The sequence below is a fragment of the Variovorax sp. P2_H12 genome (genome assembly GCF_056403395.1).
Genome location: NZ_JBFUFO010000061.1, coordinates 19514 through 29623 on the forward strand (window position 1 = coordinate 19514; position 10110 = coordinate 29623).

At 67.9% G+C, this 10110-nt stretch carries 12 protein-coding genes and 3 tRNA genes; 14 read left to right on the forward strand and 1 reads right to left on the reverse strand.

What is annotated here, in order from left to right:
• Positions 1 to 45: 45 nt before the first annotated feature.
• Both AC1DYK_RS32670 and gph read left to right on the forward strand, forming a co-directional pair.
• Positions 46 to 972 (forward strand): LysR family transcriptional regulator, encoded by a 927-nt coding sequence (locus tag AC1DYK_RS32670; RefSeq protein ID WP_478170081.1) that lies wholly within the window; start codon positions 46 to 48, stop codon positions 970 to 972.
• A gap of 50 nt (positions 973 to 1022) precedes the next feature.
• Positions 1023 to 1754, forward strand: a complete 732-nt coding sequence (gene gph, locus AC1DYK_RS32675) for a phosphoglycolate phosphatase (protein ID WP_478170082.1) — start codon at positions 1023 to 1025, stop codon at positions 1752 to 1754.
• A gap of 22 nt (positions 1755 to 1776) precedes the next feature.
• Here the strand turns inward: gph and AC1DYK_RS32680 are convergent, their stop codons facing one another.
• On the reverse strand, positions 1777 to 2367 hold the full coding sequence (locus AC1DYK_RS32680) for a chalcone isomerase family protein (RefSeq protein WP_478170083.1): 591 nt from the start codon (positions 2365 to 2367) through the stop codon (positions 1777 to 1779).
• 283 nt (positions 2368 to 2650) lie between these two features.
• Here AC1DYK_RS32680 and trpE point away from each other — a divergent pair, with 283 nt between their 5' ends.
• From trpE to AC1DYK_RS32740, 12 genes are all read left to right on the forward strand, one after another.
• The gene (trpE, locus tag AC1DYK_RS32685; protein WP_478170084.1) at positions 2651 to 4153 is read left to right on the forward strand and encodes an anthranilate synthase component I; all 1503 of its coding nucleotides are present in this window, start codon (positions 2651 to 2653) and stop codon (positions 4151 to 4153) included.
• Positions 4153 to 4542: a GxxExxY protein gene (locus AC1DYK_RS32690; protein ID WP_478092615.1), complete on the forward strand. Its 390-nt coding sequence runs from the start codon at positions 4153 to 4155 to the stop codon at positions 4540 to 4542. The genes trpE and AC1DYK_RS32690 overlap by 1 nt, the downstream gene beginning before the upstream one ends.
• Complete coding sequence (locus AC1DYK_RS32695) at positions 4539 to 5123, forward strand: anthranilate synthase component II (RefSeq protein ID WP_478092617.1); 585 nt, start codon at positions 4539 to 4541, stop codon at positions 5121 to 5123. Before AC1DYK_RS32690 ends, AC1DYK_RS32695 begins: the two co-directional genes overlap by 4 nt.
• Before the next feature lie 5 nt (positions 5124 to 5128).
• On the forward strand, positions 5129 to 6190 hold the full coding sequence (gene ltaE, locus AC1DYK_RS32700; protein ID WP_478170085.1) for a low-specificity L-threonine aldolase: 1062 nt from the start codon (positions 5129 to 5131) through the stop codon (positions 6188 to 6190).
• A complete protein-coding gene (locus AC1DYK_RS32705; RefSeq protein ID WP_478170086.1) occupies positions 6183 to 6833 on the forward strand; it encodes a LysE family translocator in 651 nt (216 codons plus the stop codon). The genes ltaE and AC1DYK_RS32705 overlap by 8 nt, the downstream gene beginning before the upstream one ends.
• An 18-nt stretch (positions 6834 to 6851) precedes the next feature.
• The gene (trpD, locus tag AC1DYK_RS32710; protein ID WP_478170087.1) at positions 6852 to 7877 is read left to right on the forward strand and encodes an anthranilate phosphoribosyltransferase; all 1026 of its coding nucleotides are present in this window, start codon (positions 6852 to 6854) and stop codon (positions 7875 to 7877) included.
• Between the two features lie 9 nt (positions 7878 to 7886).
• On the forward strand, positions 7887 to 8687 hold the full coding sequence (gene trpC, locus AC1DYK_RS32715) for an indole-3-glycerol phosphate synthase TrpC (protein WP_478158696.1): 801 nt from the start codon (positions 7887 to 7889) through the stop codon (positions 8685 to 8687).
• A 26-nt stretch (positions 8688 to 8713) separates the two neighbouring features.
• Positions 8714 to 9436, forward strand: coding sequence for a uracil-DNA glycosylase (locus AC1DYK_RS32720; RefSeq protein ID WP_478170088.1), 723 nt, complete (start codon positions 8714 to 8716; stop codon positions 9434 to 9436).
• Between the two features lie 98 nt (positions 9437 to 9534).
• Positions 9535 to 9620, forward strand: a tRNA-Tyr gene (locus AC1DYK_RS32725).
• 75 nt (positions 9621 to 9695) lie between these two features.
• Positions 9696 to 9769 (forward strand) — tRNA-Gly (locus AC1DYK_RS32730).
• A 48-nt stretch (positions 9770 to 9817) separates the two neighbouring features.
• Positions 9818 to 9892: transfer RNA gene (locus tag AC1DYK_RS32735), tRNA-Thr, on the forward strand.
• Between the two features lie 74 nt (positions 9893 to 9966).
• Positions 9967 to 10110: GTP-binding protein (locus AC1DYK_RS32740; protein WP_341888899.1), on the forward strand; the 144-nt coding region annotated here is incomplete at its 3' end.

Here is a 10110-nt window from a genome sequence, read left to right on the forward strand (position 1 = left end):
TATGATTCAAACGAAACCTTTTGCTCTTCAACTTGAACGAAATTCATGATCTCGTCCATCCTCGAAATCCGCCACTTCCGCACGCTGGTCGCGCTGCGCGACACCGGGAGCCTGGTGCGGGCGGCGCAACTGCTGAACCTCACGCAGTCGGCGCTGTCGCACCAGGTCAGGTTGCTGGAGGAGCATTTCGGCCTGGCGCTGTTCGAGCGCAAATCGGTCCCGCCGCAGTTCAGCGTCGCGGGCATGCGCCTGCTCGAGCTGGCCGACAAGGCGCTGCCGCTGATCGGCGAGGCCGAGCGCGATCTGGCGCGGCTGTCGCTCGGGCGTGCCGGCCAGCTGCGCATCGTGGTCGAGTGCCACACCTGCTTCGACTGGCTGATGCCCGCGATGGACGCCTTCCGCCAGCGCTGGCCCGAGATCGAGCTCGACATCGTGTCGGGCTTCCATCCCGATCCGATCGCGCTGGTGCTGCAGGACCGGGCCGAAGTCGCGATCGTCTCCGAGCGGGACCCGGCCGAGAGCGTCGACTACCACCCGCTGTTCCGCTTCGAGATCATGGCGCTGCTGGCCAACGACCATCCGCTCGCCGGCAAGACGCACCTCACCGCGCGGCACTTCGCCGACCAGACGCTGATCACCTACCCGGTGCCGGACGACATGCTGGACCTCGTGCGGCAGGTGCTGCAGCCGGCGGGCGTCGAGCCGGCCCATCGGCGCACCACCGAGCTCACCGTGGCGATGCTGCAACTGGTGGCGAGCGGGCGCGGCATCGCGACGCTGCCGCTCTGGGCCGTGCAAGGCTATCTCGACCGCGGCTATGTCACGGCCCGGCCCGTGGGTCGGAAGGGGCTGACCGGCGAACTGCACATGGCCTGCACCGCCGCCACCTCGAAGCAGGCCTGGCTGGGCGATTTCGTGCAGATCACGCGCGAGACCTGCTTCAAGAGCCTGCCGGGGATCGAGCTGCTCTAGGTTCCGCGCTCGACCATGTCGTGCGAGTCGCTCGATCTATGATCCGGCGCGTGAATTCCCAACGCATCGACCTTTCCCACTTCGACGCCGCGATCGTCGACCTCGACGGCACGATGGTCGACACCCTCGGCGATTTCGTCGTCGCCCTGAACCTCATGCTGGACGACCTGGACTTGCCGCCGGTGGACGCACCGGCCGTCGAGGCCATGGTGGGCAAGGGCTCGGAGCACCTGATCCAGTCGGTGCTGCGCCATGTCGCGGCCGGCGCCTCGTTGTACGACCGCGCCTGGCTGCGCTATCAGCATCACTACCTCGCGATCAACGGCCGGCACGCCAGCGTCTACGCCGGTGTCGCCGAAGGGCTGTCGGCGCTGCGGGACCGGGGACTGCGCCTGGCCTGCCTGACCAACAAGCCCACCGCCTTCGCGCGGCCGCTGCTGGCCGCCAAGGGTCTCGATCGCTACTTCGAGCAGGTGTTCGGCGGCGATGCCTTCGAACGCAAGAAGCCCGACCCGCTGCCCCTGCGCAAGACCTGCGAGGCGCTGGGCACGCTGCCCGCGCGCACCCTGATGGTCGGCGACTCCAGCAACGACGCCCAGGCCGCGCGCGCCGCCGGCTGCCCGGTGGTGCTGGTCAGCTACGGCTACAACCACGGCCAGCCGGTGCGCGGCGTCGACGCCGACGGTTTCGTCGACTCGCTGCTCGAACTGGGATTCAGGCCGGCGCCGGGCCGCCCCAAGGCGGCCTGGGCCCCCTCGGGGGGCAGCGAGTACACGGAGTGACGAGCGTGGGGGCGCTTGCCTTTCAGCCCTTCCCGAGCAGCGCGTCTTTCAGCTTGTAGTCGGCCGGCGACGGGCCGATCCAGATGCGCAGCAGCGCGTTGAAGAAGGCCTGCTCCTTGATCGGCTCGCCCTGCGGCACGCCCCTGACCGTGATCAGGCTGCCGCTGCCCGGAATCCAGTCGACCGTGAAACTGTCGCCGGCCTTGAGCTGCTTCTGGTCCGCGAACATCTGGCCCATGCGCAGCAGGCCGGGGATCAGCTGCGACATCTCGCTCTTGGGCGAGTTGTCCTCGACCCCGCGCGTGAACAGCTTGCCGAGTTCGTTGGCATCGATGTCGCGCAGCATCGTGATGGTCACGCGCTTGGGGCCCGGCGCCGCCAGCACCTCCTCGACCGTGTCGGCCTTCTTGCCGAGGTAGAGCCCGGCGGTGTAGACCTTGAACACCGCCTTGTAGCGCACGCCGGCGCCGTTGAGCAGCAGCTTGCTGCCGCGCAGGTCGATCGTGTCGTCGAGCTTCACGCCCGCGACGTCGACCTGGGCGGCCGAAGCCGCGGCAGCAGCGAAGGCAAGGATGGACAGCGCGACAACGCGCCGCAAGGCGAAGGAAGGCATTGGAGTCTCCGTGGCGGCCAAGAATTTTTAAAGTGCCCGAATGTATCTTTTTGAATGGCTCTTGTCGCTGGGCTAAACTCCCGATTCCATGTTCATTCATCACGTCACTCAGACAGGTCAAGGCAGCCGGGGAGCCTGGCCTTGGCGCACGCCATCGTCGTTGCCTGTTTGATTGCACGGCGCACGCCGTGCGCCCGCGGCCTTCAGTCGACCTGAACCGGCCAACCCTGAATGACCCCGCCAGCGACCCTGAAGCGTCCGCTGGCCGACGGAGACCCCACCCGTGATCACTGAACTCGAATTCAAAAGCCTCAGCGCGCAGGGCTACAACCGCATTCCGCTGATGGTCGAGGCCTTTGCCGACCTCGAAACGCCCCTGTCCCTCTATCTCAAGCTGGCCTACACCAAGGACAGCGGCAAGCACAGCTTCCTGCTCGAATCGGTGGTCGGCGGCGAACGCTTCGGCCGCTACAGCTTCATCGGCCTGCCCGCGCGCACGCTGCTGCGGGCCAGCGGCTTCGGTGCCGACGCGCTGACCGAGGTCGTCACAGACGGCAAAGTCGTGGAAAAAGCCCAGGGCAATCCGCTCGATTTCGTGGCGGCTTACCAACAGCGCTTCAAGGTCGCCCTGCGGCCGGGCCTGCCGCGCTTCTGCGGCGGCCTGGCCGGCTACTTCGGCTACGACACGGTGCGCCACATCGAGAAGAAGCTAGAGAAAAGCTGCCCGCCCGACACCCTGGGCTGCCCCGACATCCTGCTGCTCCAGTGCGAGGAACTGGCGGTGATCGACAACCTCTCGGGCAAGCTCTACCTGATCGTCTATGCCGACCCGGGCCAGCCCGAGGCCTATGCCAACGCCAAGCGGCGCCTGCGCGAACTGCGCGACCAGCTCAAGTACTCGGTCAGCGCGCCGCAGGTGAGGCCGAGCCAGGCGCACCCGGCGCAGCGCAGCTTCGCCAAGGCCGACTACCTGGCCGCGGTCGAGCGGGCCAAGGAACTGATCGCGGCCGGCGACTTCATGCAGGTGCAGGTCGGCCAGCGCATCAGCAAGCGCTACACCGAGTCGCCGCTGTCACTCTACCGGGCGCTGCGTTCGCTCAATCCCTCGCCCTACATGTACTACTACCACCTGGGCGATTTCCACGTGGTCGGCGCCTCGCCCGAGATCCTGGTGCGGCAGGAACACACCGGCGAGGGCGAGCAGAAGATCACGATCCGCCCGCTGGCCGGCACCCGGCCGCGCGGCGCCTCGCCCGAACTCGACCGCGCGGCCGAGGTCGAGCTCATCAACGACCCCAAGGAACGCGCCGAGCACGTGATGCTGATCGACCTGGCGCGCAACGACATCGGGCGCATCGCCAAGACCGGCACCGTGAAGGTGACGGAGGCCTTCGCGGTCGAGCGCTACAGCCACGTGATGCACATCGTGAGCAACGTCGAAGGCACCTTGAAGGACGGGATGACCGCGATCGACGTGCTCAAGGCCACCTTCCCGGCCGGCACGCTCACGGGCGCACCCAAGGTGCATGCGATGGAGCTGATCGACCAGCTCGAGCCGACCAAGCGCGGCCTCTACGGCGGCGCCTGCGGCTACATCAGCTACGCCGGCGACATGGACGTCGCGATCGCGATCCGCACCGGCATCGTGAAGGACCAGATGCTGCACGTGCAGGCCGCGGCCGGCGTGGTCGCCGACTCGGTGCCGGAACTGGAATGGAAAGAGACCGAGGCCAAGGCGCGGGCGCTGCTGCGCGCGGCCGAACTGGTCGAGGAGGGGCTCGAGTGATGAACGAAGACAACCAGAACAACGACTTCTCGCACGAGATCATCGGCGCCGCGGTCGAGGTGCAGCGCGTGCTCGGCACCGGCCTGCCCGAAGAGGTTTACGCGGCCGCGCTGGCGATCGAACTGGCCGAGCGCGAGATCGGCTTCGTGCGCGACGTGCCGGTCTCGGCCAGCTACAAGGGCCGCGCGCTCGGCGAGGTCTGCCGCGCCGCCTTCGTGGTCGAGCAGTCGGTGGTGGTCGAGGTGAAGGCGGTCGACGCGCTGACCGACCTGCACCGCGTGCAGGCCCAGGCCGCCGTGCGTCTCTCGGGGCTGCGCCTGGGTTTGCTGATCAACTTCAACGTGTTCCCCGTGGTCAAGGGCGTGCACCGGATCGGAGTCAAGCCATGAAGCTCCTGATGATCGACAACTACGACAGCTTCACCTACAACCTGGTGCAGTATTTCGGCGAGCTCGGTGCCGAGGTCGAGGTGCATCGCAACGACGAGATTACGCTCGAGGGCCTGCAGGAGCGAATCGGCAGCGGCATCGGCCGGCTGGTGATCTCGCCGGGCCCGTGCTCGCCGGCCGAAGCCGGCGTCTCCGTGGCGGCGATCCAGGCCTTCGCCGGCCGGCTGCCGATCCTCGGCGTCTGCCTCGGGCACCAGGCGATCGGCGCCGCCTTCGGCGGCAGGATCATCCGCGCACAGCAGTTGATGCACGGCAAGACCAGCGAGATCACGACCACGCGCGAGGGCGTCTTCGCGGGCCTGCCCGAGAAGTTCAGCGTCAACCGCTATCACTCGCTGGCGATCGAGCGCGAATCCTGCCCGCAGGCGCTGGCGCTCACCGCCTGGACCGACGACGGCGAGATCATGGGCGTGCGGCACACCGGCTTTGCGCACGATGTGCGCATCGAGGGCGTGCAATTCCATCCCGAATCGATCCTCACGGAGCACGGCCACGCGATGCTCCGCAACTTCCTGGAATGAGCGCCATGAGCAGTCTGTCTTCACCGTCCATGGTCGACCTGCGCAGCGACACCGTCACCCAGCCGACCGAAGCCATGCGCGCGGCCATGCTGGCGGCGCCGCTCGGCGACGACGTGTTCGCCGACGACCCGAGCGTCAACGCGCTGCAGCGGCAGATCGCCGAGCTGCTGGGTTTCGAGGCGGCGCTGTTCGTGCCCACCGGCACGCAGAGCAACCTCTGCGCGATCCTTTCGCATTGCCAGCGCGGCGACGAGTACATCGTCGGCCAGCAGGCGCACTGCTACCGCTGGGAAGGCGGCGGCGCGGCGGTGTTCGGCAGCGTGCAGCCGCAGCCCCTGAACCACCAGCCGGATGGCACGCTCGCGCTCGACGAGATCGAGGCCGCGATCAAGCCCGACGACGCGCATTTCGCGCGCACCCGGCTGCTGGCGCTCGAGAACACGCTGGGCGGCAAGCTGCTGCCCTTCGGCTACGTGGAGCAGGCCACGCAGCTCGCGCAGCGCAAGGGGCTGGCGCGCCACCTCGATGGCGCCCGGCTCTTCAACGCCGCGACCGCCCAGGCGGCGGCGCTCGGCACCGACGTCCGCGCCGAAGCGCGCCGCATCGCGGGTTGCTTCGACAGCGTCTCGGTCTGCTTCAGCAAGGGTCTTGGCGCGCCCGTGGGTTCGGCGCTGTGCGGCTCGCGCGAGTTCATCGCGCGCGCCCACCGCATCCGCAAGATGGCCGGCGGCGGCATGCGCCAGGCCGGCCTGCTGGCCGCCGCCGCGTCCTATGCGCTCGACCATCACGTCGACCGCCTGGCCGACGACCATGCGCTGGCGCGCCGGCTGGCGGACGGCCTCGCAGGCCTCCCCGAGCTTCAGGTCGAGGCGCCGCAGACCAATCTGCTGTTCGTCGACCTGACGGGCGCGGCGCGATCGCGCTCCGGCGAACTGCTGGCGCACCTGAAGGCGCAGGGTGTGCTCGCCACCGGCCTGTACCGGCTGCGCTTCGCCACCCATCTCGATGTCGACGCGGCCGGCATCGACCGCGCCATCGGCGCGATCCGGAGCTTCTTCCGTGCCTGATGCCCATTCGCTGCTGCTGTTCGTCGCCGCCGGGCTGCTGCTGAACCTCACGCCGGGGCCCGACGTGCTGTACGTCGTGAGCCATTCGCTGCGCTCGGGCGTGCGCGCCGGCATCCTCGCCGGTTTCGGCATCACCGCCGGCTGCTTCGTCCACATCGCAGCCGCCGCGCTGGGCCTGAGCGCGCTGATGGCCGCCTCCAGCACCGCCTTCACCGTGCTCAAGTGGGTCGGTGCGGCCTACCTGCTGTGGGTCGGTGTGCGAATGCTGTTCTCCCGGCCTTCCACGACCGCACCGCTGCCGGTTGCGGCGGTGCCGGCCGGCGCCCGGAGCGTGTTTCTCGGCGGCTTCTGGACCAACGCACTGAACCCCAAGGTGGCGCTGTTCTTCCTGGCCTTCGTGCCGCAGTTCATCGCGCCGGGCACCGAGCACAAGGCGCTGGCCTTCTTCCTGCTCGGCGTGCTGTTCAACTTCAACGCGATTTTCGTCAACGTGGCCTGGGCGCTCGCGGCCGGCTGGACCGCGCGCCGCGTCGGCGTGGTGCAGCGCGGCATGCACTGGCTGCAGCGCGGCGCCGGCGTGCTGTTCATCGGCTTCGGCCTCCGGCTCGCGCTGTCCGACCACCCGGCAGCAACGACTCACTGAATCGAAGGAGACATCACCATGCCCATCACCCCCCAGGAAGCCCTGCAGCGCACCATCGAGCACCGCGAGGTGTTCCACGACGAGATGCTGCACATCGTGCGCCTCATCATGAGCGGCGAGTGCTCGCCCGTGATGATGGCGGCGCTCATCACCGGCCTGCGCGTCAAGAAGGAAACCATCGGCGAGATCACTGCCGCCGCCCAGGTGATGCGAGAGGTCTCGACCAAGGTGCCGGTGGTCGACACCACGAACCTGGTCGACATCGTCGGCACCGGTGGCGACGGCTCGCATACCTTCAACATCTCGACCTGCTCCATGTTCGTCGCCGCGGCGGCCGGCGCCAAGGTCAGCAAGCACGGCGGGCGCAGCGTCAGCAGCAAGTCCGGCAGCGCCGACGTGCTCGAGTCGCTGGGCGTCAACATCAACCTGACGCCGGATCAGATCGCCAAGTGCATCGCCGACGTCGGCATCGGCTTCATGTTCGCGCCGAACCACCACCCGGCGATGAAGAACGTCGCGCCGGTGCGCAAGGAGCTCGGCATCAAGACCATCTTCAACATCCTGGGGCCGCTCACCAATCCGGCCGGTGCGCCGAACATCCTGATGGGCGTGTTCCACGCCGACCTGGTCGGCATCCAGGTGCGCGCGCTGCAGCGCCTGGGCGCCGAGCACGCGCTGGTGGTCTACGGCCGCGACGGCATGGACGAGATCTCGCTCGGCGCCGCCACCATGGTCGGCGAGCTCAAGGACGGCGAGGTGCGCGAGTACGAGCTGCACCCGGAAGATTTCGGCTTCTCGATGTCGAGCAACCGCAGCCTGCGCGTGGAGACGCCCGAGCAATCGAAGGCGATGCTGCTCGACGTGCTCGACAACCAGCCCGGCCCGGCGCGCGACATCGTGGTGCTGAACGCCGGCGCCGCGCTCTATGCCGCGAACGTCAGCGCATCGATCGCCGCCGGCGTGGAGCGGGCGCGCGCCGCGCTCGATTCCGGCGCAGCCAAGGCCAAACTGGCCGAGTTCGCCGCTGCCACCGCAGCGGCTTGAGGAAGAACCATGTCGAACACCCTCGAGAAGATCGTCGCCGTCAAGCGCGAGGAAATCGCCGCGGCGAAGAAGAAGAGCCCGCTCGAAGCGGTCCGCTTCGATGCCGAGAGCCGCGTGCTGACACGTGATTTCGTGGGCGCCCTGCGCGCCAAGATCGCGGCCGGCGCGGCCGCCGTGATTGCCGAGGTCAAGAAGGCCAGCCCGAGCAAGGGCGTGCTGCGCGCCGACTTCATTCCGGCCGACATCGCGCAGAGCTACGCCGAGGGCGACGGCCAGGTCAGCGCCGCCTGCCTCTCGGTGCTGACCGACCGCCAGTTCTTCCAGGGCGGCGTCGACTACCTGAAGCAGGCGCGCGCCTCGTGCGAGCTGCCGGTGCTGCGCAAGGATTTCATCGTCGACCCCTACCAGGTCTACGAGTCGCGCGCGATGGGCGCCGACGCGATCCTGCTGATCGTCTCCTGCCTCGACGACGCCCAGATGCGCGACTACGAGGCCATCGCCGCCGGGCTCGGCATGGCGGTCCTGGTCGAGGTGCACGACGGCGCCGAGCTCGACCGTGCCTTGAAGCTGCGCACGCCACTCATCGGCGTCAACAACCGCAACCTGCGCACCTTCGAGGTGTCGGTGCAGACCACGCTCGACCTGCTCCCGAAGGTGCCCTCAGATCGCCTGCTGGTGACCGAGTCGGGTATCGCGACGCGCGAGGAGGTCGCGAAGCTGCGCGCGGCGGGTGTGCACGCCTTCCTGGTCGGCGAGACCTTCATGCGGGCCGCCGAGCCGGGCGAGGCGCTCGCCGAACTGTTCCGATGAGCGAAGCGCCGCACGCGAGAGCTTCGATGAGCGCTGCCGATCAACTCGCGACGGCGGACCCGGCCGACTGGCCGGTCGCCGCGGGCTGGCGGCCGCTGGTCGACGAGTTCTTCGCCAGCCCCGCCGGTGAGAAGCTGCTCGGCTACCTGCGCGAGCGGCTGGACGCCGGTGCCGTGGTCTTCCCGCCGCGGCCGCTGCGCGCCCTCGAGCTGACGCCGCCCGAGGAGGTCCGCGTCGTGATCCTGGGCCAGGACCCGTACCACGGCCGCGGCCAGGCCGAAGGCCTTGCGTTCTCGGTGGCGCCGGGCGTGCCGCTGCCGCCCTCGCTGCGCAACATCTTCAAGGAACTGGAGCGTGACCTCGGCACGCGGCCGCCGGCATTCCCGAGCCCCGGCGGCAGCCTGGTGGATTGGGCCAGGCAAGGCGTGCTGCTGCTCAACACCTGCCTCACGGTGGAAGAGGGCCAGGCCGCCAGCCATTCGGGGCGCGGCTGGGAGGTGCTGACAGACACGGTGATCCGCCACGTGGCCAGCCGGCCGCAGCCGGTGCTCTTCATGCTCTGGGGCGCGCACGCGCAGAGCAAGCGGGCGCTGATCGATACGAATCGTCACAAAGTACTGGTCGCCAATCATCCGTCGCCGTTGTCGGCCCTCAGGCCGCCCCTGCCATTCATCGGCTGCGGTCATTTCGGCGAGGCGCGCGCCTGGCGGGAAGCAGGATCTTCGACATCGCACCAGGAAGGCGCCTGAATTTCGTGCGAGAATCGAGGGCTCTCGGAACGCGGGCGGCGTGGGCGGGCTGTCATCGACGTGGCTCCCCAAAACCGTGCTATATTCCGAGGTTCGCCGGAGAGGTGGCCGAGTGGTTAATGGCAGCAGACTGTAAATCTGCCCTCTTACGAGTACGCTGGTTCGAATCCAGCCCTCTCCACCAGCGATGAATGGATTTTTGCAGAGCGCTTGACTGTGGCTGTTGCGGTGTCTCCCGATCGAGGGTGGGTGCCACGATGCGGGAGTAGTTCAATGGTAGAACCCTAGCCTTCCAAGCTAATGACGCGGGTTCGATTCCCGTCTCCCGCTCCAGAGGTTCAGGTCGGCGTGAAGCGCAGGTTTTGCAGAATTTTTGATATTGCCCATTTGGCTCAGTGGTAGAGCACTCCCTTGGTAAGGGAGAGGTCGCGGGTCCGATTCCCGCAATGGGCACCAGTTTTGGGGTTGCAGCCGGCCGGTTGCAACCCCATGTCAGTGTGTTGATCTAGTTATTTTTCGGAGTCGAGAAAATGGCAAAAGGAAAATTCACCCGCACGAAGCCGCACGTCAACGTGGGCACGATCGGTCACGTGGACCATGGCAAGACGACGCTGACGGCGGCGATCGCCACTGTGCTGTCGGCCAAGTTCGGCGGCGAAGCGAAGGCCTACGAC

Bases quoted from the DNA above. Each gene is read 5' to 3' on its own strand.
- AC1DYK_RS32670 (WP_478170081.1), top strand. From the start codon at position 46: ATGATCTCGTCCATCCTCGAAATCCGCCACTTCCGCACGCTGGTCGCG.
- AC1DYK_RS32680 (WP_478170083.1), bottom strand. From the start codon at position 2,367: ATGCCTTCCTTCGCCTTGCGGCGCGTTGTCGCGCTGTCCATCCTTGCC.
- ltaE (WP_478170085.1), top strand. From the start codon at position 5,129: ATGAGCAGTCTGTCTTCACCGTCCATGGTCGACCTGCGCAGCGACACC.
- trpD (WP_478170087.1), top strand. From the start codon at position 6,852: ATGCCCATCACCCCCCAGGAAGCCCTGCAGCGCACCATCGAGCACCGC.
- trpC (WP_478158696.1), top strand. From the start codon at position 7,887: ATGTCGAACACCCTCGAGAAGATCGTCGCCGTCAAGCGCGAGGAAATC.
- AC1DYK_RS32690 (WP_478092615.1), top strand. From the start codon at position 4,153: ATGAACGAAGACAACCAGAACAACGACTTCTCGCACGAGATCATCGGC.
- AC1DYK_RS32720 (WP_478170088.1), top strand. From the start codon at position 8,714: ATGAGCGCTGCCGATCAACTCGCGACGGCGGACCCGGCCGACTGGCCG.
- AC1DYK_RS32695 (WP_478092617.1), top strand. From the start codon at position 4,539: ATGAAGCTCCTGATGATCGACAACTACGACAGCTTCACCTACAACCTG.